14 protein-coding genes are annotated in these 23680 nt (G+C 63.8%); 7 read left to right on the top strand and 7 right to left on the bottom strand.

What is annotated here, in order from left to right:
- From KF833_05810 to kdpF, 6 genes are all read right to left on the bottom strand, one after another.
- A partial coding sequence (locus KF833_05810) for a response regulator transcription factor (GenBank protein ID MBX3744807.1) occupies positions 1–539 on the bottom strand: 539 nt, incomplete at its 3' end.
- A complete protein-coding gene (locus KF833_05805) occupies positions 536–3211 on the bottom strand; it encodes a sensor histidine kinase KdpD (protein MBX3744806.1) in 2676 nt (891 codons plus the stop codon). The genes KF833_05805 and KF833_05810, both read right to left, overlap by 4 nt.
- Before the next feature lie 4 nt (positions 3212–3215).
- A complete protein-coding gene (gene kdpC / locus KF833_05800; GenBank protein ID MBX3744805.1) occupies positions 3216–3779 on the bottom strand; it encodes a K(+)-transporting ATPase subunit C in 564 nt (187 codons plus the stop codon).
- A 2-nt stretch (positions 3780–3781) separates the two neighbouring features.
- Positions 3782–5464, bottom strand: a complete 1683-nt coding sequence (gene kdpA / locus KF833_05795; GenBank protein ID MBX3744804.1) for a potassium-transporting ATPase subunit A — start codon at positions 5462–5464, stop codon at positions 3782–3784.
- A 120-nt stretch (positions 5465–5584) separates the two neighbouring features.
- Positions 5585–7642, bottom strand: coding sequence for a potassium-transporting ATPase subunit KdpB (gene kdpB / locus KF833_05790; GenBank protein ID MBX3744803.1), 2058 nt, complete (start codon positions 7640–7642; stop codon positions 5585–5587).
- Between the two features lie 9 nt (positions 7643–7651).
- Positions 7652–7735 carry a K(+)-transporting ATPase subunit F gene (gene kdpF / locus KF833_05785; GenBank protein ID MBX3744802.1) on the bottom strand — a complete coding sequence of 28 codons (84 nt, stop codon included), beginning with the start codon at positions 7733–7735 and terminating at the stop codon, positions 7652–7654.
- Between the two features lie 443 nt (positions 7736–8178).
- On the opposite strand from kdpF, the gene KF833_05780 reads away from it, so the two are divergent.
- From KF833_05780 to KF833_05760, 5 genes are all read left to right on the top strand, one after another.
- Positions 8179–8316 carry a hypothetical protein gene (locus KF833_05780; protein ID MBX3744801.1) on the top strand — a complete coding sequence of 46 codons (138 nt, stop codon included), beginning with the start codon at positions 8179–8181 and terminating at the stop codon, positions 8314–8316.
- Positions 8317–8809: 493 nt separating this feature from the next.
- Positions 8810–10756, top strand: a complete 1947-nt coding sequence (locus KF833_05775) for an ABC transporter permease (protein MBX3744800.1) — start codon at positions 8810–8812, stop codon at positions 10754–10756.
- Positions 10757–10901: 145 nt separating this feature from the next.
- Positions 10902–13295, top strand: coding sequence for an ABC transporter permease (locus KF833_05770; protein ID MBX3744799.1), 2394 nt, complete (start codon positions 10902–10904; stop codon positions 13293–13295).
- 61 nt (positions 13296–13356) lie between these two features.
- Complete coding sequence (locus tag KF833_05765; protein ID MBX3744798.1) at positions 13357–15744, top strand: ABC transporter permease; 2388 nt, start codon at positions 13357–13359, stop codon at positions 15742–15744.
- Positions 15745–15949: 205 nt separating this feature from the next.
- Positions 15950–18394 (top strand): ABC transporter permease, encoded by a 2445-nt coding sequence (locus KF833_05760; GenBank protein MBX3744797.1) that lies wholly within the window; start codon positions 15950–15952, stop codon positions 18392–18394.
- On the opposite strand, the gene KF833_05755 is transcribed toward KF833_05760, so the two are convergent.
- Complete coding sequence (locus KF833_05755) at positions 18326–18658, bottom strand: hypothetical protein (GenBank protein MBX3744796.1); 333 nt, start codon at positions 18656–18658, stop codon at positions 18326–18328. The two genes, KF833_05760 and KF833_05755, sit on opposite strands and share 69 nt — an antisense overlap.
- 46 nt (positions 18659–18704) lie before the next feature.
- Here KF833_05755 and KF833_05750 point away from each other — a divergent pair, with 46 nt between their 5' ends.
- Positions 18705–21119: an ABC transporter permease gene (locus tag KF833_05750; GenBank protein MBX3744795.1), complete on the top strand. Its 2415-nt coding sequence runs from the start codon at positions 18705–18707 to the stop codon at positions 21117–21119.
- A 119-nt stretch (positions 21120–21238) separates the two neighbouring features.
- The gene (locus KF833_05745) at positions 21239–23638 is read left to right on the top strand and encodes an ABC transporter permease (GenBank protein ID MBX3744794.1); all 2400 of its coding nucleotides are present in this window, start codon (positions 21239–21241) and stop codon (positions 23636–23638) included.
- The last annotated feature ends 42 nt before the right edge of the window (positions 23639–23680 follow it).

The raw sequence follows: 23680 nt of genomic DNA, 5'->3' as shown, positions 1-23680 counted from the left end.
ATGTGGCGATGGGTGAGAACTCTGCCCGCGTGGCGCACGAGGAGGTGAAGAAGTTTGTATTCGGTCACGGTCAGCTTCACCTCGCGGCCACCGACCGTGACACGGCGGTTGGCGAGGTCCACGACCAGCCGGCCGCTTTGAAACACAGCCGCCTCTTCAGGTCTTGAGGCGTGACGCAACGCGACGCGAAGTCGGGCCAGCAGTTCCGCCGTATTGAAGGGTTTGGTGACGTAATCGTCCGCACCGCCATCGAGCGCCGCGACTTTCCCCGCTTCGTCGTCTTGCACAGACAGGATGAGCACCGGCGCATTGCTCCACTCGCGCAGGCGGCGCAACACTTCTTGACCGGGTAAGTCGGGCAGGCCGAGATCCAGCACGACCAACGCCGGAAGGTGTTGGGCGGCGAGGACTAGACCCTCCTGTCCGCTGGCGGCCGTGAGCACGCGATAGGCGTTCGCTTCCAGCGTGACCGTGAGCAGCCGACGAATTTGCGGTTCGTCGTCAATCACCAGCACCAGAGTTTTGTTTCCTTCGCTCATTCCTTCTCTTGCGGCACGGGCGGCATTTTGGCTAGCGGCAGGCGCACCGTGAACACTGCCCCGCCGCCGGAACGGTTTGCGGCAGCGACAGTTCCTCCTTGCGCCTCAGCGAAGCCCTTGACGAGCGACAGGCCGATTCCCGTGCCGCCGGGGGTGGCGTCCGGGCCGCGTTGAAAGCGGTCGAACCATTTTACGGGATCGCCAGGTGGAAGCCCAGGGCCGCGATCTGCAACTTCGACAACAAACCGTGCGGCCTCGGCGCGAGCGCTGATCTCAATTGCTGTGCCGGGCGGCGTGTAAGCCACCGCATTGCTGAGCAGGTTGCCGAGAATCTGTTCCGTCAGCGCGGCATCCAATTTCACAAGCGGCAGGTCCGGGGCGATCTCTATTCGAAGTGTGTGACCGAAGAGTGTGTTCCCAAGATTCTGGATGGCCGCGTTCACCACATCACGCGCATCGTGCCAGTCAAGGTTCGGTTGCAGATGGCCTGCTTCGAGGCGGGACAGGTCCAGCAAATTGCGCACGAGCCGATTCAATCGCGCCGATGCTTCGTTCAGTTCCCCGGCGAGTATCTGCTGCGCTGAGGTGAGCGGTCCGGCATTGGGCAGGCCACTGGCCACCGTGCTGATGGCAGCCAGCGGCGTGCGCAGCTCGTGGGAGACTGAATTCAAGAGCGTCTTGCCGAGCCGTTCGGACTGCGCCAGCAACTCTGCCTTGTGTTCCTCATCTCGCAACCGTTGCCGGTCCAGCACCAGGGCGATCTGCGGCGTGAAGGCATCCAGCAGATCCCGCTGTGCCGGGGAAAGCGGTGCCGCATCGCGAAACCGCAAACTCAACACGCCGACCGCGCGTTCACCCGCAAGCAGCGGCACATGCAGCCCATCCGCCGCAGGCAATGTGTCCGTGCCGCGACCAGAGGGTTGGCGATTGCGAAACGCCCACGCCGCCGCGCCTTGCTCCTTCTCTGACATGGTCCAGGTACTCGCAAAGTAAGGTGTCACCGCAGCGGCCTCCGCCTCTTCAGGCATCGAGATGGCGACATCAGCACCAAAAGCTTTCCCGACCTCGCGCACCGCGACGGCCAATAGGTCCGGAAAATCAGACGCCCTGGCCAGCTCGCGGATCAGGAGATAGAGCGCCGTGGCGCGCTGTTCGCGCCGCCGTTCCGCCTCCTGTTGCGCGCGCAACCTGGCGGTCAGATGTCCCATCGCCAGCGCGCCCACAAAGTAGGCCAGGAAGATCATCGTGTCGGCGGCACTCTTGATGCGGAGTGTAAAATGCGGTTCAGTGAAGAAGAAGTTCCACGAAAGCGCCGTGAGGGTTGCGGCGGCGAGAGTTGGGCCACGTCCGACAAAAACTCCCAGCACGATAACGCTCAGGAGATAGACCAAGGACAATGGCACATAGCCAATCCACCGCTGAAGGACGAGGTTGGCGACTGTGAGCAGCGCGACCACTCCTGCCACAACGGCGTAGGCACGCGGATCGCTGACTCTGAAACGCGGCATCGGCGGCTTGCGCAACGGAGCTTCCTCGCCCTCGACACGCACGACGTGAACATCAATGTGGCCGCTTTCACGGATGAGACGATTGAGCATCGATCGGCCGCGAAAAAGCTCAACGACGCGCCAACCAGCGGGTTTGCCCACGACTAGTTGCGTGGCATTCTGCTCGCGGGCCACGCGCAGAATTCCCCGAACCACATCGTCGTCGGTTGTTGTGATGACTTGAGCGCCCAGTTCCCTCGCCAATGCGAGATGCCGGGCGAGCCGCGTCCGATCCTGTTCCGACAAGGGGCGGGTCAACTCGACATACACGGCCAGCCACGGGGCGTGCAATTCCCCGGCCAGTCTTCGTGTCCAGCGCAAGAGGGACGCCGACGTTGGACTTGAACTCGCGCCAACCAGCAATCGCTGACCCGATTTCCAAGGGCCGCTGATGCCGAGCTTCTGGCGATATTCGAGGACATCCTGCCCGACCTGTTCGGCCGCGAGACGCAGGGCGAGTTCGCGCAACGCAGCCAGATTGCCGGGTCGAAAGAAATTGTCCTGCGCCGCGCAGATGCGTTCGGGGACATACACCCTTCCCTCCGCCAGCCGGGCGCGTAGTTCGTCCGGAGGCAGATCCACCAGTTCCAGTTCCGCGCCGTCTAGTGCCGTGTCCGGCACGGTTTCCTGGATGGTGACCCCGGCAATCTGGCGCACCGCCTCGGCGCGGCTTTCCACGTGCTGGATGTTGAGAGTGGTGAAAACGTCGATACCCGCATCCAGCAGCTCGAGAATGTCCTGATAACGCTTGGGATGCCGCGAGCCAGGCGCGTTGGAGTGGGCGAACTCGTCCACCAGCGCCAGTCGCGGCTTCCGGGCGAGCACCGCGTCCAGGTCCATCTCCGTCAGTGTGACGCCGCGATACTCCGATGTCGTGCGCGCAACGGCGGGCAGCCCTTCGGTCAGTGCGTCCGTCTCCCTGCGTCCATGCGTTTCGACGTAACCGATTACCACATCCCGTCCGGCGGCCTGTTCGCGACGCGCGGCTTCGAGCATGGCGTAGGTCTTCCCCACACCGGGACACATCCCGAGGAAAATCTTCAGTCGCCCTCGCTTCTTCGCGGCTTCCTCGCGTTGAATCGAACTGAGCAACGCATCGGGATTGGGTCGGCCGCCGTCGCTCACAACGTCACGGTATGGAATCCAGCGCCAGATTCAATTCCAGCACGTTGACGATGCGGCCGGTGGTGAGCGCGCCGCCCGGAGCGAAGGCGTGCTGCCCGATGAGCGTTTCGATTTCTGACACGGAGACGTTGCGCGCCTTCGCCACCCGTTCAGCCTGATAACGCGCCGCGTGCTCGGTGATATGCGGATCCAGGCCGCCCCCGGACGCTGCGGCGAGTTCGGGCGGCAGAGGCTTTTCAGCGGACGCGTCGTATCGCTCAATCAGTTGTCTGGCGCGCTCCGTCAGATCGCCGCTGGTCGGCGACTTGTTGCTTCCGGCGGCGCTGGTCGCGTCGTAACCGTCTTCGCCCGCAGCCGAGGGCCGCGGCCAGAAGTAGTGCGGCTGCTCGAACTTTTGAGCGATCAACCGGCTGCCGATGATCTTGCCATCGCTATCCGTGATCAGATGGCCGTTGGCGGTATCGGGGGTGGCGATCTGGCCGACGGCCAGGATGATGGCGGTGTAGCCCGCCACGCAAATGAGCATCGTCACAATGACGAGTCGAAGGCTGGAGATGAGTGATTTCATAATTACCTCATGAATTGCAGGTGTTCGGCAATCGGTCCGAGCGCAGCGACCGGGAAAAATGTCAGCGCGCCGATGAAGACGATGGTCGCCCCCAGCATCACGCCGAACGTGCCGTCTTCCACGCCCAGCGTGCCGGACGATTGCGCTGTAGGCTTCTTCGCAGCCAGCGAACCGGCAATCGCCAACGGCAGGATGATCGGAATGAATCGCGCCAGGAGCATGACGATGCCCGTGGCCACGTTCCACGGCACGGTGTTGTCACCCAAGCCCTCGAAACCTGATCCGTTGTTCGCCGACGCGGAACTGAACTCGTAGAGGATTTCGCTGAAGCCGTGCGCTCCGGTGTTGTTCAACGTCTCCTGCCCCCACGGCGTCGCGGCGAAGATGGCCGTTCCGCCGAGAATGAAGAACGCATGCGCGAAGAGCGCGATGACGGCCAGCTTCACTTCGCGCGCCTCGATGCGCCGACTCAAATACTCCGGCGTGCGCCCCACCATCATCCCCGCAACAAACACGGCGAGGACGATGTAGATGAACATGTTGATCATGCCGACGCCTACGCCGCCGAAGGTCGCGTTCAGCCACATGCCGATCATCGGCATGAGGCCGGTCAGGGGATTGAGGCTGTCATGCATTGCCCCCACGGATCCGTTGCTCGTGGAAGTCGTCAACACGCTCCACAGTGGGCCGCTGCCCTGCGGCGCGCCAAAGCGCAGTTCCTTGCCTTCAAGATTGCCAACGTTCTGCTCGATCGGCAGGCCGGTAAACGCCTGCGTCGGCGCCTGCTCAAACCAAACCGAGCCCGCGATTTTCACCAGCAAGAAGACGAGCATTACGCTGAACACGACCGTCGCATGGCGCATCCGCCCGATGATGCGCCCGAACATCCACACGCACGCCATCGGAACCAGGATGATGGAGATCATCGCCAGCGTGTTGGTCCAGGAGGTCGGGTTCTCGAACGGATGCGTGCAGTTCGGGCCGAAGAAACCGCCGCCGTTCGTGCCGAGTTGCTTGATCGCCAGAAACGCCGCGACCGGCCCACGCGCAATCGTCTGCTCGATGCCTTCCAGCGTGGTTGCCTGTGCTGCCCCCGCCAGCGTCATGGGCATTCCGCCCAGAACCATGAGCGTGGCGACAATCAGGGCCAGCGGTAGCAGAACGAGAAACGTGGCGCGCTGCACATCGAGCAAGAAGTTGCCCATGTCCTTGCGTCCGGCCAGGCCGCGCGCCATCGCCGTCAAAGCGGCGATGCCCGTGGCGGCGGAAACGAACTGCAGCCACATCAACGCGAAAAGCTGCGAGAGGTAGCTGTAGGTGGATTCGCCGGAATAGTGTTGCAGGTTGGTGTTCGAGGTAAACGAGGCGGCGGTGTTGAAGATCAGGCTTCCCTCGACGGCTTCCTGTCCGTCCGGATTGAGCGGCAGATGGTGTTGGAGCGCCATGATTGCGAAACTCACGACGAACATGACCACGTTGAAGACCATCATCGAGACCATGTATTGCTTCCAGTTTAGCCGCTCGCCCGTACAGCGTCCGCCAAAGAGATGAAACAGCCGATCGAACTTTCCCGCGACTCCGTTCGACACGTTTGGGTCCATCGCCCATTTCATGTAGCGGCCCAGCGGCCAGGACAGGACGGCCGTGCCCCCAACAATCAGTGCAATCAGAAGAATGGCATTCATAAAGCGTGCGAGTTAATCCCTCCGCTCTGATTCCTCGACGACAGCCGTCAAAGCGAACAGAAGCGCGAAGGTGAAAAGTCCGAAAAGCAAATAGAGAATAGTCATGGGATTTCCTTCAGGTCAGACGAGGTGCAAAGCGGCCAGCACAAGGTCGATCAGTTTGATGCCAAGGAACGGTGCGATGATGCCACCAAGGCCGTAGATCAGCAGATTGCGTCGCAGGATCGCCGCCGCGCCGATGGGCCGGTAGGCAATGCCTCGCAAGGCGAGCGGTATCAGCCCGACGATGATGAGGGCGTTGAAAATCACGGCGCTTAAAATGGCCGACTCCGGCGAATGCAGTCGCATGATGTCCATCGCGGACAGCGGACCGCGCGCGCCTTGGACCGCGTAGAGGCTGGCGAACATCGCCGGCAGAATGGCGAAATACTTCGCCACGTCGTTGGCCAGACTGAACGTCGTCAGCGCGCCGCGCGTCATGATGAGTTGTTTGCCGATTTCGACGACTTCCATGAGCTTCGTCGGATTGCTGTCCAGATCCACCATGTTGCCCGCCTCACGCGCGGCTTGCGTGCCGGTGTTCATCGCCACGCCTACGTCGGCTTGCGCGAGGGCGGGCGCGTCGTTTGTGCCGTCGCCGGTCATCGCGACCAGATGGCCGGCGGCCTGTTCGGAGCGGATGCGCTTGAGTTTGTCTTCGGGTGTGGCCTGCGCCATGAAGTCGTCCACACCTGCCTCGGCGGCAATGGCAGCGGCGGTGCGCGGATTATCACCCGTGATCATCACAGTGCGAATGCCCATCTTGCGCAATTGCGCGAAGCGTTCCTTGATCCCGCCTTTGACCACATCCTTGAGCTGGACAACACCGAGGACATGTTTGCCTTCCACGACCACGAGCGGAGTGCCGCCTTGGTGGGAGATTTCATCCACCGTCTGACCGACCCCGGAGGGAAACGCGCCGCCTTGCTGATCCACATAGGCGCGCATCGCGTCCGCCGCTCCTTTGCGGATGGTCCGTGCCGGATGACCGTCCATCGCCAGAAAATCCACCCCGCTCATGCGCGTTTGCGCCGTGAAGGGAACGAACTTCGCATGTGGCTCGGCGACTTCGCGACCGCGCAGCTTGAACTGTTGCTTCGCCAGCACGACGATGCTGCGGCCCTCCGGTGTTTCGTCCGCCAACGATGCGAGCTGTGCCGCGTCCGCGAGCTTAACCGCCACGACGCCTTGCGCGGGAACGAAAGCCGTCGCCATGCGATTGCCCAGCGTGATCGTTCCCGTCTTGTCCAGGAGCAACACATCCACGTCACCTGCCGCCTCGACCGCGCGTCCGCTGGTCGCCATGACATTGCGCCGAATGAGCCGGTCAATGCCGCTGATGCCAATCGCGCTCAGTAGCGCGCCAATCGTGGTCGGAATCAAACAGACCAGCAGCGCGACCAGCACCGGCATGCTGAACACCGTCCCGGCAAAAAGTCCGAACGGTTTCAAGGTCACTGCGACGAGAAGAAAGATCAGCGTGAGCGCCGAGAGCAGAATGGTGAGCGCGATCTCGTTCGGCGTTTTCTGCCGCTGCGCGCCCTCCACCATCGCGATCATGCGGTCGAGAAATCCGTGGCCTTTCTCGATCGTGACGCGGACGACAATCCGGTCGCTGATCACGCGCGTGCCGCCGGTTACGGCGCTGCGGTCCCCACCGCTTTCACGGATGACCGGAGCGGACTCGCCCGTGATCGCCGCTTCGTCCACGCTGGCGATGCCTTCAATCACTTCGCCGTCCGCGGGAATTACATCGCCCGCTTCGCAAACCACCGTGTCGCCCTTCTGCAACTCCGTCGCCGGGACACGGGCTTCGTTTCCGTCCTTCAGTCGCCGCGCCATCGTTTCTTTCCGAGCCTTGCGCAGCGTGGCGGCCTGTGCCTTGCCGCGCCCTTCCGCCACCGCTTCGGCGAAATTGGCGAACAGAACCGTGAACCACAGCCACACCGCGAGATGCGCCACGAAGCCGCGTTCGCCCGGTGAAGTGAAGATTCCAACGGTCGTCAGGACCGCGCCGACCAGCGTGACGAACATCACCGGATTCCTGACCATCAATCGCGGGTTGAGCTTTTTGAACGCATCCGCAGTCGCCGGACCGACGATGTTCCAGTCAAAGAGAGAAGAAGCTTTGTGAGTCATACGAAATCCTCAGAACTTTTCGGGCCGGATCATGGCCGCGAACAGGTAGAGAAACAGGAGCAATGCGATGATGCCGACAATGATGGTTTCCATGGTCATTTCCGGGTTATTCGTTGGCAGACAGCCGCCTAATGATGGGGCTGACCGCGGATCTGTGTGCCGGTTGGTCGCAGAATGCTCGTCCGTTCATGACCCCAGTTTCCACGACGACGGAAGGGGCGCATAATCAAAAGCTAGGTTGAGTGCATTAAAATGGCGTTAAAATCCATCCGCACCATCAACCCGCCGAAAGTTCTCCAAACGCCATGTTCATGGAGACGGAGGAGGATCAGGAATCGGAGACGACTCGTCCTGATTTGCCAAAGTCAGCATGCGTTCAGTTCGCGGATGTTCATGAACTGCGCCGCCTTCATCCGCGGACTTAGTGGAATGTCGTGAGTGTGATACACCGCGCCTTCTTCGCTTGGTGGCAAATCCTTTCTCGTGATTGGCGGCGTGTTGCCTCCGTCCATCGACAACGTAACGAAAGGCACATCATGAAGAAGTTCATCACACTCGCGCCTGTGACGGTCGGCGTCACGATGTCGGCACGCGCGCAATGGGTCGTTTACGACCCCTGGAGTTTGGCCATTTCCCGGGCGCTGGCGCCGCGAAATCTCAGGCGGCGGCCGTGATGATCATTTGCTCGCGCCTGTTCTCCGAGCCCTTTTCCTCGGCCCACTGCTTGCGCAGGAGATGGATCAAGTCCTGACACGACGGTCGCCTGGCTCGGCGGCGCCATCGGGGCAGCTCCCGATATTCCTGCCCTCGCTTCGGCCCGTAGGCGTTGAGGGCCGCCAGCAGTAGTACGGAAGCCCCGGGGTCAGATCTCTGAATTTGACATTTGCCACCCCCGCCGATTCTCGGGCTCCGATTTGTCAAATTCACAGATCTGACCCCGGGTTCTGCCCTCCGTTCCGTGGGCGTCCCGCCTTTGGGACGGGAGAATCCCACTCGCGAGAATGGCTGGAGCGCGTCCCGGCAGGCCCGCCGCCAAAACCCGTTGAAAACGAGGTGGATTCCGCCGGCGCCACCGCGTGGCATCAGGTGTGCAAGCGCCTCCCGACGCCTTGACGACCATGCGTCAGCGCCACCCTGCCGGGGCGCCAACGAGATGGACCAACCCCGATGAATGATCTCAAGTTCGCCTTCCGCCAGTTGCTGAAGACTCCCGGCTTCACCGCGGTGGCTGTGTTCACTCTGGCGCTCGGTATCGGCGCGACGACCGCCGTGTTCAGTGTCGTGGACTCGGTGCTATTGAAACCGCTGCCATTCGAAGAGCCGGGGAAGTTGGTGCAGGTGTGGGAGGCTCCCGGACCCGGTCAACGGAACTGGGCGTCGCCGGGCGCCTTTCTCGACTGGCGGGAGCACGGCAATGTCTTTGAAGACCTGTCGCTCCTGGACAGCCGGAGGTTGAACCTCACCGGCGAAGGAAGCCCCGAACTGATCAGCGGCGTGGGAATGTCCGCCAGCGGTCTCCGAATTCTTCGGGCACGGCCCTTCCTGGGCCGCGTCTTCGCGCCGGATGAGGACCAGCCGGGCAAGGACCAGGTGGTCGTGCTGAGTCACGGATTCTGGCAGCGCCGCCTGGGTGGCGACGCGTCCGTGGTGGGGCGCACCCTCCAACTCGATGGCCGGAGCCACACGGTGATTGGCGTCCTCGCCCCGATGGTCCTGCCGTGGGGGCCGGCAGATTTCATCGTCCCGATGGCGGTCCGTCCGAATGACAGCAACCAGCGCGGCTCACACTGGCTCCAGGTCTTTGGCCGCTTGAAACCCGGCGAGACCGTGGAACGGGCCGGAACTGAACTGTCGGCGGTGGCCGCCCAGCTCCGTCCCCTGTATCCGGCGTGGAAGCAGGGCTGGGGTGCGACCCTCGTGCCGTTGCATGAACAGATCACGGGCGACTCCAGGCCAACGCTGCTCGTGTTGTTCGGCGCCGTGGGTTGCGTGTTGCTGATTGCCTGCAGCAACGTCGCGAACCTGCTGCTGGCCAGATCGTCAGGACGCCAGAAGGAAATGGCCGTCCGGGCCGCGCTGGGCGCCGGCCGGTGGCGTATCGTGCGGCAGTTGCTGACGGAGAGCGTGCTGTTGTCCCTGACCGGCGCCCTGCTCGGACTGCTGATCGCCTTCTGGGCCGTCGGTGCGATCAAGCACCTGAATGCCGTGAACCTGCCCCGCGCGGGGGAACTGGGCCTGGACCTCCGCGTGCTGGGATTCTCGGTGCTGATCTCCCTCCTCGCCGGGGTGGTGTTCGGTCTGGTGCCCGCCCTTCAGACCTCGCGGATCCATCTGAACGACATGCTCAAGGAGGGCGCACGCACTTCCGGCACCGGTCCACGGAACCGTGTGCGCAGCGGGTTGATCATCGCCGAGGTGGCGCTCTCCCTCGTTCTACTGGTCGGCGCCGGCTTGTTGCTGAACAGCTTCGTTCGTCTCGCCCACGTTCCGCCAGGCATCAATCCACGGAACGTCCTGACGATGCAGGTGACTCTGCCGGAGAAAAGGTATCCGGACGCCGCGGGCCGGACGGATTTTTTTGAGCGGGCGCTGGAACGGATCGGCGCTCTCCCAGGCGTCGAAGCGGCCGGGGTGGTCGGAAGGCGGCCGGTTGGCGGTGGGTCGATGGACACGACTTTCGTGATTGCCGGCCGGTCGGATGCACCGCCGACCGGCCACGGTGTGGACTTTGATTTTTGCACGCCGGACTATTTCCAGGCGGCGGGAATTCCACTGCGCAAGGGCCGGCCTTTTGCGTGGAGCGACAAGGTCGGTTCGCCACGTGTGGTCATCATCAACGAAGCCCTCGCCCGTCAGCATTTCCCGAATCAGGATCCGTTGGGTCAGCGCATCCATCTCGACGTGGCCACGGGCAACATCGACGAAGGCTGGGAGGTTGTCGGCGTCGTCGGCGATGTCCGGCAGCATGCTTTACGAGGTCAAACCGACCGATCCGGCAACGTTTGCCGGCGTATCTCTGGTCCTGCTGGGCGTGGCGATGTTTGCCAGCTGGCTGCCCGCGCGCCGCGCGGCCCGACTGGATCCCATGGAGGCGCTGAGAACGGAGTGAGATGAATATCGAACATCCGACATTGAACACGAAACATCGAAAGGGTGGAGGGACTCCCGCCTCGGGCTTCGACCTTGGACACTCCTTGCTCTGGGTTCGACGCCTGCCCTCCGACGACTGGCGACGGATCACGGAAGACTGCCTGGTACCATGAGCAACATCAGATTTGCCTTCCGAACGCTGCTCAAGAGACCGGGCGGCACGTTGATCATCCTGATCACGCTCAGCCTGGTGATCGGCTCCATGAGTCTCGTCATGGCTGTGCTGCAACATGAGCGCACGGCCTGGATGCCGTTTCCCGATCCGGACCGCGTGGTGCGGTTGTGGAAGGTGACGAAGAACGGTCCCAGCGATCAACTGCATGTGGAGGAGTTCATCGAGGCGGCGGCGGCTCTACGGTCCTTCGAGGTCATCGGGGCGATGGGGAACTACGGTTCCCAGGTGCTGACCGGTGTGGGTGAGCCGAAGACGCTCTCGATTCAACATATCTCACCGTCGGTCCTGGAGGTTGCAGGTGTCGCGCCCGCCCTCGGCCGGGCGTTCACCGCCGACGAGGTCCGGTCCGGCGCCGCGAATCTTCTCCTGATCTCGCATCGTTGCTGGCAGGCGGAGTTCAGTGGCGATCCGGAGATCATCGGGCGGGCGGTCTCCCTGAACGAGAAGCCGGCTACGATCATCGGGGTCATGCCCAAGGGCTACGATCGCAACGGGCTCTTCTACGGACTCGACGGCTGGCTGCCCCGGGATTTCGAAACCGCCGGAAGTGCGGTCGGCTTCATCAAGGTCGTCGGCCGGGGCAGGGCCGGCATATCGTCGGCCCGGCTGAACGCCGAACTGGCCGCCGTCATGTCGCCCCTGGTAAGGAGGCACGCGGAGAACCGTGGCTGGCCCACCCCGGAAGCATCGGTGCTGGCCCTGCGGGCGGACAAGCGGCTGAAAGTGCACTTCGAACCGGAGCAGGTCTTCGGCATCGCGATCCCCGTCTTTGTCCTCGGGATCGCCGCCTTCAACATCGCCAACATCCTGCTCGCCCGCATGCTTTCGCGGCGCCATGAATTCGCCGTCCGCTTCACCCTGGGCGCACGACGATTCCGGATCGTCCGCCAGTTGCTCGGGGAAAGCGTGTTGCTGGCGTTGCTGGGAGGAATCGTCGGCCTCGTGTCGTCGGTGTGGATTGCCCGGCTGACGGCCCGCTACGGGATCGGCGTGGAATTCAGTCCGCTGGTGATCGCAGGAACCTTGCTGTTCGCGGGGCTCGCCGGGCTGGTCGTCGGCTGGTTGCCCGCCTGGCGTTCGACCCGGGGCGAACTGGTGACCGACCTGAAGGAGTCGGGCGGGATCGGCAGCGGTGGAAGCGCTCGCCGGCATCGCTTGCGAAACTTCCTTATGATCGGCCAGGTGGCGATGGCGGCCGCGTTGTGTCTTGGGGCGGGTTTGCTGGTGCGCAGTTATCAGAACAAGAAAAGCTTCCCGCCCGGTTTCGATGTCTCGCGCTTCCTGACGGTCCATTCGTCACTGAATGACCGGATCTACCCGACGCCTGAATCGCGGCAGCTCTATGTGGGGCAGGCGATGGAGCGGATCGCCGGTGTGCCCGGCGTCGGCGAGGTGTCGCTTACTTCGGATCGCGTGTTGATGCGGTATCCGTTTCCGAGCGGATTTCGATTTGAGGGACAGGACAACGGGCAGGAAGGTCAGTGGGTTCGCCTCACCGTCGCCAGTCCGAATCACCTTTCCCATGTCAACGTTCCCATCGTGCGCGGACGTCCGCTGGGGTCGGCGGACCGGCGAGGGTCGCCGCCGGTGCTGCTGGTCAGCGAGTCGTTCGTCAGGAGCTATTCTCCCAATGAGGACCCAATCGGCAGGCGCGTCGGTATTGACGTCGAAGCCGGGCGAAGTTGGCTCGAGATCGTGGGTGTGGTTCCGGACCGCCGGAATCTTGGATACGAGGAACATCTCGGTCCGGAAGCATACCTGAGCGCAGATCAGTTTTTTCCCCATTGGTCCGGCGTGGCATTCGTGGTCGAGTGTCGCGGCGACCCGACAACCCTTCGGCAGCCGATTCGCGAAGCCGTCCAGGCCGGCGATCCCAACGTGCCGGTGACTCATCCCCGATCGGTGCGGGCGGAACTGGACGAAGCCATTGGTCGAAGTCTTCTGGAAACCAGGGCAATCGCTCTGATCGCGATCTTTGGCCTGATCATGGCCATGCTCGGCATCTACGGCGTGGTGTCGTATTCCGTGACGGAACGCACCTACGAACTGGGCGTGAGAATGGCCTTGGGCGCGGATCGCGGTGAGATCCTGAGGCTCGTGGTCCGACAGGGCCTGCGCTATGCGGGAACCGGTCTGGCGATCGGGCTGGTGCTGGGTGGACTGACGACATTGGGCCTCCGGCGAATGTTGTTCGGCATCGGCGTCCTGGATTGGGTTTCCTATGCCGCAGTCTGCGCACTCTTCGTCTTGACCGCCCTGCTGGCCAGCTGGTTTCCCGCACGAAGGGCCTCGAACGTCGAACCCTTGAGGGCGCTGAGGCATGAGTGAAATCCCAGTCCCGAAAACCGAATACCCTCACGTGGATCGTCCGGACGTCGGACCTTGACCCATGAACGACCTCCGATTCGCCCTCCGACAGTTGCTGAAACACCCCGGCTTCACCGCGGTGGCCGTGCTCACGCTGGCGCTCGGCATTGGTGTGAACACCTCGATGTTCAGCGGTCTGCATTCGCTGTTGATGCCCGAGCAGCCGTATCCCGAAGCCGACCGCCTGGTGCGCGTGTTTCGCACGTCGCCCCATTCCCAACGCTGGCCGCATTCCCCGGCCAACTTCCTCGATCAACGCGATCAGAACGCGGTTTTCACCCATCTGGCCGCCACCACCTCGCGTCCCGCCAATCTGTCCGAAGCGGGTCAACCGGCCGAACGCCTGCGCACGGTGCAGGTCACCGCCGACCTGATCCCGATGCTCGGCATCCAGCCGAGGTTCGGTCGTGCCTTCCTCCCGGAGGAAAGCCAGCCCGGCCGCAGCGACGTCGTGCTCCTGAACCACGCCTTCTGGCTGAGGCGGTTCAATGCGGACGCCGGCATTGTCGGCGCCACGATCCGCCTGGATGGCGCGCCCGTCACGGTCGTCGGCGTGATGCCCCCGGAGTTTGCCGACCGCCAGACCTGGGGCAGGGCCGATCTGATCCGGCCGCTGGCGTTCAGTGACGCCGAAAGCGCGGTGCGCGGGAATCATTACCTCGACGTATTCGCCCGCCTGAAGCCCGGCGTCTCGCTGGCCCAGGCCAATGCAGGCCTCGCCACGCTCGCCGCACACCTTCGCGGGGAGCATCCGGACACCAACACGGACAGCGGCCTCCGGGTTGCGCCCCTGGCGACGTCCCGCATGGACCCGCGCGGTCAGATCATGCTCTGGCTGATCATGGGCCTCGCGGGCTTCGTGCTGCTGATCGCCTGCGCGAATCTCGCCAACCTCCAGTTCGCCCGCACCGCGCTGCGTTCGCGGGAACTCGCCATCCGCGGTGCCCTTGGGGCGCCGCGTGGCCGGTTGCTCCGCCAGTTGCTCAAAGAGAATCTCCTCCTCGCCGTGCTCGGCGGTGGGTTCGGCGTGCTGCTGGCCTACGGGACGAATCAATGGCTCGCCCATCGCCTGACCGAGGACGGCCGCCCCTTGCTGCAGCTTGAACTCAACGTCACGGTGCTGGCCTTTGCGTTTCTGGCTTCCACGCTTTCGGGTCTCGCCTTCGGACTCCTGCCCGCCTGGCTGGCCTCCCGCACCGATCTCAACGCCACCTTGAAGCAAGGACCCCGCGACGGGGACGGCGGTACCTCCCGCCACCGGCTTCGCCACGGCCTGATCATCGCGCAGGTCGCGATGGCCCTCATGCTCCTTACGGGAGCGGGTCTGGTGATGAACGGGTTGAGCCGCTTCAGCGCATCCGATCCCGGCTGGCGCATCGACGGCCTTCACGCCGGTTACCTGAATCTCTCGGGCACGGCCTATCCCGACGGCGAGGCCCGACGCCGCTTCGCGGAGCGTCTCCAGGATCAACTCGCCGCCCTGCCCGGAGTGGATCGTGCCGCCCTTGCCAACGCCCTGCCGGTCTCGGGCGCCCGCAGTCACATCGGCCTGTCGATCGAATCCCCGGCCTCTCCCGTGACCGGCACCCTCAGCGCTCTGGCATCCGTGTCGCCCGACTACTTCGCGACACTCGGCATCCGGTTGCTGGACGGACGCGAATTCGCCACGACCGACACCGCTGAACGTTCCGCCGTGGTCATCATCAATGAATCGTTCGCCCGCGCCTTCTGGCCCAATGGGTCGGCTCTGGGACAGCGCATCGGCCAGCCAGACGCCTGGCAGGAAATCGTCGGCGTGGTGGCCGACATCCGGTCCGCCACCGATCCCGGTGAACCCACCACGCGCCTTCAATGCTACCGTCCCCTCGCCCAGGATCCTGCCTCCAGCCTGGCCGTGGCAGTGCGGGGACATGTCACGGGCGAAACACTGCGCCGCGCCGTGGCAGAACTCGATCCCGACCTGCCGCTGAGCGAAGCCGGCTCCGTGCGCGCCCAGGTGGGGCGGTTCTTCGACCAGGCCGCCGTTGCCGGCGGGCTGCTGGCGGCGTTCGCGGGACTCGGATTGCTCCTGGCCGCGTTGGGTACCTACGGCGTGATCGCGGGATACGTCGCGCAACGGACCCGCGAAATTGGCGTGCGCATGGCGCTCGGCGCGCAGATTCGCGATGTGCTTTCCCTCGTGTTGGGAAGGGGGCTGAGATTGACCGCTGCAGGCCTCGTGCTCGGAGGTCTCGGCGCCGTCGCTCTGGCCCGCATCCTGGCGTCGATCACCCCGGGTTTGAAACCGAACGCCCCCGGCGTGGTCGTCCTCGCCAGCGCCCTGCTGCTCGTCGTCGCCTTCACCGCCTCCTGGCTGCCCGCCCGGCGCGCGGCCAGGGTCGATCCAATGGAGGCGCTGCGTTGTGAGTGAGGGGAGGTGTGAGCGGAAGCGCCGGGGTCAGATCTCTGAATTTGACATTTGACTCCCCCGCCGAATTTCGGTCCTCGATTTGTCAAATTCACAGATCTGACCCCGGGTTCTCCCAGGAATGCAGCATGAAGAAGCCTTCCAACATAAGCCGCCGGCTATGTCCTGAGCGTATCTGCATTCTCCATTCTACCTTCTGCCTTTGCCCATGAACGACCTCCGCTTCTCCCTCCGTCAGCTGCTCAAGAACCCGGGCTTCACCGCCGTGGCCGTGTTGTCACTCGCCTTGGGCATCGCGGCCAACACGACCATCTTCAGCTTCGTCAACACGCTGTTGCTCCGGCCGCCGCCGGTCGAGCGGCCGGGTGATCTATGGCAGATCTGGCAACTGCGGCCCAAGGCCGCTTCGGATCTCAAACGCTACGGCAACTGGGGGCCGGCGGAGATCGCCTACCTGCGCCAGCACAACCAGTCGTTCGCGGATCTCGGGGCATTCGAGACCGAGCCTTCGTTCATGAGCTGGAACCTGAACGGCGTCGGCGAACCGGTCCAGGGTCTGGCCGTGTCCGGCAATTTCTTCGATCTGTGCGGCATCCAGCCCGCGCTGGGACGATTCTTCCTGCCGGCGGAGGACCAGACGCCAGGCTCGCATCCGGTGGTCGTGGTCAGCCAGGCCTTCTGGCGAAACCGCCTCGCCGCCGATCCACAGGCCGTAGGCCGCGCGCTGACCATCAACGGGGTCGCGCTGACCGTGATCGGCGTGGCCCCGGACGCGTTTACCGGCACGATGGCCGGCATTAACCCGGACCTTTGGGTGCCATTCATGATGGTCCCGGCGGTGTCGCACAACGCCACGTGGCTCACGCGCACCGATTCGCATTCGGTCATCGGGCTCGGTCGCCTGAAGCCAGGCGTCAACGAAGCGCAGGCAGGGGCCGATCTGACGGCGCTGACGCACCGTTTCCAGGAGGAGATCAAGGGTAGGAAGCCCGAGGACGGTGCGGTGCTGACGCCTTTCCTCATGGTGCCTGTGCCGTTGCGGGGATTTGTCCGCGCGTTCACCGCGACGCTGACAGGCGCGGTGCTGCTCGTGCTGCTCATCGCCTGCGCCAACGCGGCGAACCTGCAGCTCGCGCGCGGCGCGGCGCGGCGGAAGGAGATGGCCGTGCGTTCAGCGCTCGGCGCGGGACGATCCCGGCTCATCCGACAGTTGCTCACCGAGAGCGTGCTGCTGGCCGCGGCGGGAGGCGGGCTGGGTCTGCTGCTGTCGGTCTGGCTGGCGAACCTCATCGTGGGGCTCGTGCCGACGAGCCTGCCGCTCCGTCTTGACATGACGCCCGACTGGCGCGTGCTCACCTTCACCGCGGTGGTCTCGCTCGCCACCGGCATCCTCTTCGGACTGGCTCCGGCCTTCCGCGGCACCCGGCAGGACGTGGCCTCCGCTCTGAAGGACGAGTCGCGCGGCACGGCCGGGCGCCGGTCCCGGCTCGCGAACGCCCTGATCGTCGGCCAGATGGCGCTCTGCCTGGTGCTGCTGCTGGGCGCGACCCTCTGCCTTCGCAGCCTGTTCAAAGCCCGCGCCCTTGATCCGGGCTTCGAGGTGAAGAACCGCGTGACGGCCGGTCTTAACCTGAACGACTTTGGCTATTCGGCGGCGCAGGCGGAGGAGTTCTATGCCCGATTGCTGTCCCGGGTGCAGACGTTGCCAGGTGTGCGGGCGGCGGCCTGGACCCGGCATCTGCCGCTGGGCACCGCGATGAACAATGGCAGCTTCCCGCTGGACGAGCAGGAACCAGGCGCCGCGCGGTCCGGATTCTTCGAGAGATTTGGCGTCGGCCCCGGCTACTTCGCCACCCTTGGAACCTCTCTCCTGCAGGGACGGGAGTTCACCGCGGCCGACCGCGAAGGTGCGCCGCGCGTGGCGATCATCAACGAGGCGGCGGCCACCCGCTTCTGGCCCGGCCAGAATCCGATCGGCCGCCGGCTGTATGTGGGCGACGTGAACGCGGAGAACGTTCGCGAGATTGTCGGCGTGGTGCAGACCGGCCGCTATCGCACGCTGGGCGAAGATCCCAAGCCGGCCTTCTTCGAGTGCTTCCTCCAGGGCGTGCCCCTGCACGCGACCTTGGTGGCCCATGTCCGGGGCGACCCGCGCCCCGTGCTGGCGGCGATCCGTGGCGCGACGCAGGAACTGGATTCCCGGCTGGCGCTGACGACGGCCACGACCCTGGAGCAGCACCTCACGCTGGCCCTCTTCCCGGTGCGGACCTCCGGCATGTTGTTGGGCGTACTGGGGATCGTGGCACTCGTGCTCGCGGTGTCCGGCCTGTTCGGTGTCATCGCCTACTCGGTCTCGCAGCGGACGCGTGAAGTCGGCATCCGCATGGCGCTGGGAGCACGGCGCAGCGACGTGCAGCGGCTTGTGTTGCGACAGGGCATGAGGCTGGCGGGAGCAGGAATCGTTGTTGGTCTGCCCGGCGCTCTGGCCACGACGCAATGGCTGCGCAGCCTGCTCTTCGGCATCAGCCCGACCGATCCACTCACCTTTCTCAGCATCCCGTTGCTTTTGTTGGCCGTTGCGTGGTCAGCCTGCTGGCTGCCCGCACGTCGCGCGGCGCGGGTGGATCCGATGGTGGCGTTGCGGGCCGAATGACACCCCATGGATATCCTTCACAAGATTCAATGCCAGCTCCGCTCGCTCACGCAACGGCAGGCGGTGACCGAGCCAGTCGGGGAGGTTCTCCGCGCACCAGCGGCGGTATTCCTCCAGGCTCTCGAACGAGCGATACCGCGCTTCATCCAGCACCGGCTTCGTCGTGCGGACGAACGCGTAACGGAGGCGCTGCCGCAAGGGTCGGCGCGCGGCGGCCTCGAAGTCAGCCAGCCATTCGGCGGGGATCACCGGTGCCTCGTCCACGGCCCCACCGGTAGGCCTGAACACCGAACACTTTCGTCCCACAGCCATGAACGAACTCCGCTTCGCCTTCCGCCAGTTGCTCAAGAGCCCCGGCTTCACCGCCGCGGCCGTGCTCACGCTCGCGCTCGGGATCGGCGCCAACACCGCTATCTTCAGCGTGGCGAACGCGGTGTTGCTTCGGCCATTGCCCTATCGGGACTCGGGGCAACTGGTTTGGGTGTATCGCCAGAATGCAACACTGGGCTACAACCGGATCGTCGTCACGCCGGGGCGATTCTGGAATCTGCAGGAACGGAATACCTGCTTCTCACAGATGGCATTGCTCCAGCCAACCGACTTCACCTTGGTTGGGGACGAAAACCCGCGCCAACTCCGAGGTCTGTGCGTATCACCAAATCTGACGCAAGTCCTCGGGGTGAAACCAGTCCTCGGCCGCGGATTCCAATCCGAGGAAGGCGAGGACGGGAACCATCGCGTGGTGCTGCTGAGCTTTGCGCTTTGGCAGAGCCGGTTCGGTGGCGATCCAAACGTCATCGGAAGATCGATTCGGAGCGATACGGACACCTTCACGGTCGTAGGAGTTCTCCCGCAAGATCTCCATTTCCCGCTCGGCACGCTGGCGGGAGCGGCAACGACGCTGAAGCAACCCGCTGAGATCTGGACCCCGGCCGTCTGGACGCCGGACCAGAAAGCGGGCAAGGACGGTGACGGTGCCGGCCATGTGCTGGCCCGATTGAAACCCGATGCCACCGTCGAACAGGCCGACGCAGAAGTTCGAATCATCAATGAGCAATATGACGGAGAGCAGAGGCGGACCGACTGGACGGTCCGAGCAGAGCTGCTAGAAGAACAGATCGCTGGACACGCTCGACCGTTGATCTTCTTGCTATTGGCGGCGGCCGGCCTGGTTCTGCTGATTGCGTGCGTCAATGTGGCCAATCTCTTTCTGATGCGCGGTTCTGCCCGGCACAAAGAGATGGCAATCCGGGCCGCCCTGGGCGCCAGCCGGTTTCAAATTCTCCGGCAACTATGGAGCGAGAGCCTTCTATTCAGTTTGATTGGAGGCGGTTGCGGTATGTTACTGGCATTTTGGGGTGTCCGAGCATTGATTTTGTTGCTTCCGGCCGATCTCCCGCGCCTGGGCGAAACTCAAATTGATCCGGCGGTCCTGTGTTTTGCAGGAGCCCTTTCTATTCTCGCCGGACTCTTGTTTGGCTCCGCTCCCGCCCTTCAGGCGACGCGTGTCGGATTGAATGAAGCGTTCAAAGAGAACAGCCGTGGACTGACCACCACGCTTCGCAGTCACCGGCTGCGGAACGGTCTGGTCGTTTCGGAAATCGCGTTGTCTCTGATGCTGCTGGCAGGTGCGGGACTCATGGTGCGGAGCTTTGCTCAGCTCAATCGGGTTCAGCCTGGCTTCGATCCTGAGAATGTCCTGGCGGTGGGCCTGGTCTTTTCACCGGCCCGCTATCCCGGACCGGCGGCGCGCGAAGCGCGGCAAGCTTTCACCTCGCAACTCATCGAGCGGCTCGAAGCCCTGCCGGGGGTGCGCTCCGCCGCGGCCTGCATGGGAGTCCCACTGGCAGGCGGACGTATCTTTTCGAATCTTCCCCTCTTGCTGGAAGGGCAGCCTGTTCCTGCGCCCGGCAGCGAACAGTTCGTCCGGTGGCGCGGGGTGAGTCCGGGCTATTTCAGCACGACGGGGATTCCGCTGCTCAAAGGACGCGACTTTAACGACCAAGACAAGCCGATGGTGGCTGCAATCGTGAGCGAAGGCTTCGTCCGGAAGTATTTCGACGGGCGCGAGCCCATCGGACTCAAGTGCAACCTGGGCGAAATCATTGGAGTGGTCGGAGATTGTCTCGACTTGAGCCTAGATTTGCCGGCCGAACCGCGGATTTATCTTCCCGTTTACGATTTTTCCACCCAGGCGATTCTTGTGCGCAGCACGGGCGATCCTCGTGCACTGGCTTCCGCTGTCGAGGCAACGGTGCTGGCTTTGGACAAATTCCAACCGGTGCAAAGTGTTCAACCTTTGGAACAGGTCCTCTCTGAATCCATCTCGCAGCGCCGGAGCCAAATGGTGCTCCTTGGGCTTCTGGCCAGCGCCGCGCTCGCTCTGGCTGCCGTCGGAATTTACGGAGTCATGGCTTCTCTTGTCATCGAGAGAACGCATGAGATTGGCATTCGAATGGCCCTGGGCGCGCGGGCCAGCGATGTTTTTCGGCTCGTCGTGCGAAATGGCATGTCACTCGCGATGATCGGCGGTGTGGCGGGGCTTATCGGAACGCTCGCGCTGACGCCGGTGTTGCGCAGTTTTCTCTTCGGAGTCAATCCGATGGATCCGTTGACGTTGATCGCCGGGGCACTCCTGCTCACATTGGTCGCTTTGCTGGCCTGTTGGCTGCCTGCTCGCCGGGCTGCAATAGTCGATCCAATGGTCGCTCTGCGACGTGAATGAACCGAGCAACCCGTTTTCCGCTTCAAGCTTTCAGACAGGAAGCCGCCGGCCGCGAGCCGTCGGAAAACTTGCGACCGCATCTGCTGAACACTGACCACTTGAGACCGAAAGCCTACGCAATGAATGATCTCAAATTCGCCCTCCGCCAGTTGCTCAAGAACCCCGGCTTCACCGCCGTGGCCGTGCTCACCCTCGCGCTCGGCATCGGCGCCAACACCGCCATCTTCAGCGTCGTCCACGGGGTGCTGCTGGCTCCGTTGCCGTTCCCCGCGCCGGAGCGGCTGGTCCGCATCCATGAAACCGTGCCAGCCCGAGGCGCGGACGGTGTTCCTGTCTCTCCGCCAACATTCCTCGACTGGAGGAACCAGAGCTCGACCTTCGAGTCACTCTCGGCGATGACCTACATGGGCTACAACCTCACCGGCCAAGGCGAGGCCCGCCGTCTCAATGCCGCCAGAGTATCCGCGAATTTCTTCCAGCTGCTCGGGGTGAATCCGGTCAACGGGCGGGCGTTCGCCCCGGAGGAGGAAACCGTGGGCCGGCACAGGGTGGCGATTGTAAGCCGGGCCATGTGGCAGGGCACATTCGGGGGCGATCCGGCCGTCGTTGGCCGCATCATCCAGCTCGACGGCGAAGGGTATGAGGTCGTGGGCGTCGTTCCGGACCGAATCGGGATACCGTCTTCGAAGACAGAGTTATGGACGCCCGCCGCTTTCAGCGCGGAAGAACTCGCCGACCGTGGATCGCGCTACCTGCAGGTGATCGGGCGGCTGAAGCAGGGCGTATCCCACCAGGAGGCCGCCTCTGAGATGCAGACCATCTCGGCCCGCCTCGCCGGGGAACACGAGGAGTCCAAGGACTTCTCGAGCAGCCTGATCGGTCTCCACGAGGAGACAGTTGGCACGACGCGGCGGCCCCTCCTGGTGCTGCTTGGTGCCGTGGCGTGCGTGCTTCTGATCGCCTGCGCGAACGTCGCCAATCTTCTCCTGGCCCGTGCGACTGCGCGCAGCCGGGAGTTTGCGCTGCGGACTTCGCTGGGAGCCGGCCGCGTCCGGATTCTCCGGCAACTTGTGACGGAGGGATTGCTGTTGAGTCTGGTCGCCGGCGGGCTGGGACTCCTGCTGGGGCGTTGGGGTGTCACGGCCATTGTGGCGCTCGCCCCATCGGATCTACCGCGCATGGCCGGGATCTCGATGAATTCCACCGTGTTGGCATTCTCGCTGGTGATCGCGGTCGGAACGGGCCTGGTCTGCGGCATGGCCCCGGCGATCTCTGCCTGGCGAACAGATTTGAACGAAGTGCTGAAAGAGCACGGGCGTGGCCTGACCGAGGGCTTCCGGCGGAACCGGATCCGTAGCGCCCTCGTGGTCGGCGAGATCGCCCTGTCACTGGTCCTGCTTGCGGGGGCCGGCCTGCTTCTCCGCAGCTTCGCAATGTTGTACGATGTTGATCCGGGTTTCCAGCCATCGAACCTGCTCACGGCCAACCTGGCCCTTCCGGAAAGGAAGTATCCCACCGCGGCCATCCAGGCTGCGACCTTTCAGCGGATTGTGGCGGAGGCGTCGGCCCTGCCTGGAGTCAGATCAGCCTCAGCCGTTTTCGGTCTGCCCTACGGCGGCATGATTTCGAAGTCGTCACTGTCCATCGAAGGCAGGCCGCCACCGAAGGCGAACGAGCCGAACATCGCCTCGTATCGGCAGGTGACGCCGGGTTACTTCAAAACCATCGGCGCCACCCTGTTGCGCGGACGGGATTTCGATGCGCGCGACACGGCGAACGCGCCCCGGACCGTCCTGGTCAACGAGTCCTTCACCCGCGCGTTCTTTCCGGGATTGAGGGGCGACGAGGTGATCGGCCAGCGCATCGACTGCGCGAATGACCTCTGGGAGATCATTGGGATCGTGCGCGACTTCCGGGACTCGAACCTGGCTGAGCCTGCCGAGCCGCAGATGTTCCTGCCGATCGACCAAAGCTGCTGGGGATTGATGTCGCTGGTCGTCCGGACCGATGGCGACCCCGCCATTCTGAGTGAATCTCTCCGGCAGACCGTTGCCCGGATCGACCCGGAACTGCCGCTCGAGAACATCCGCCCCATGGCGACTCTGCTCGACGGCACCCTGGCCGAACGTCGCCTCCAAACCGGTTTGCTGGCCGCGTTTGCCGTCCTGGCCCTCGTTCTATCCGCTGTCGGCATCCATGGAGTGATGGCCTGTTCCGTTTCCCAAAGGATCCAGGAGATCGGCATCCGCATGGCCTTGGGCGCCCAACTGGGGGATGTGATCCGGATGGTTCTTCGGCAAGGGGCCGTCCTGACCGGACTCGGCGTTGCGTTCGGATTGGCGGGCGGGCTCGCCCTGGCCCGCCTGCTTGCCGGACTGCTCTACGAAATCCGGCCGCACGACCCGCCGACATTCGGATTCGTCTCCGCCGTCCTCATCGTCGTCGCGCTGATGGCCTGCTGGATTCCCGCCCACCGCGCTTCAAGGGTGAATCCGATGGTCGCTCTGCGAAGTGAATGAACTCAATGGAATGAAAAGATGAACCGTTGAAGAGCGATGCAC

It is taken from the genome of Verrucomicrobiia bacterium (genome assembly GCA_019634625.1).
Classification (GTDB): Bacteria; Verrucomicrobiota; Verrucomicrobiia; order Limisphaerales; family CAIMTB01; genus CAIMTB01.
The sequence above is the reverse complement of the archived record's forward strand: the minus strand, read 5'-3'. Positions and strand labels throughout refer to the sequence as shown.

Bases quoted from the DNA above. Each gene is read 5' to 3' on its own strand.
- kdpC (MBX3744805.1), bottom strand. From the start codon at position 3,779: ATGAAATCACTCATCTCCAGCCTTCGACTCGTCATTGTGACGATGCTC.
- kdpA (MBX3744804.1), bottom strand. From the start codon at position 5,464: ATGAATGCCATTCTTCTGATTGCACTGATTGTTGGGGGCACGGCCGTC.
- kdpB (MBX3744803.1), bottom strand. From the start codon at position 7,642: ATGACTCACAAAGCTTCTTCTCTCTTTGACTGGAACATCGTCGGTCCG.
- kdpF (MBX3744802.1), bottom strand. From the start codon at position 7,735: ATGGAAACCATCATTGTCGGCATCATCGCATTGCTCCTGTTTCTCTAC.
- KF833_05780 (MBX3744801.1), top strand. From the start codon at position 8,179: ATGAAGAAGTTCATCACACTCGCGCCTGTGACGGTCGGCGTCACGATG.
- KF833_05775 (MBX3744800.1), top strand. From the start codon at position 8,810: ATGAATGATCTCAAGTTCGCCTTCCGCCAGTTGCTGAAGACTCCCGGC.
- KF833_05770 (MBX3744799.1), top strand. From the start codon at position 10,902: ATGAGCAACATCAGATTTGCCTTCCGAACGCTGCTCAAGAGACCGGGC.
- KF833_05765 (MBX3744798.1), top strand. From the start codon at position 13,357: ATGAACGACCTCCGATTCGCCCTCCGACAGTTGCTGAAACACCCCGGC.
- KF833_05760 (MBX3744797.1), top strand. From the start codon at position 15,950: ATGAACGACCTCCGCTTCTCCCTCCGTCAGCTGCTCAAGAACCCGGGC.
- KF833_05750 (MBX3744795.1), top strand. From the start codon at position 18,705: ATGAACGAACTCCGCTTCGCCTTCCGCCAGTTGCTCAAGAGCCCCGGC.
- KF833_05745 (MBX3744794.1), top strand. From the start codon at position 21,239: ATGAATGATCTCAAATTCGCCCTCCGCCAGTTGCTCAAGAACCCCGGC.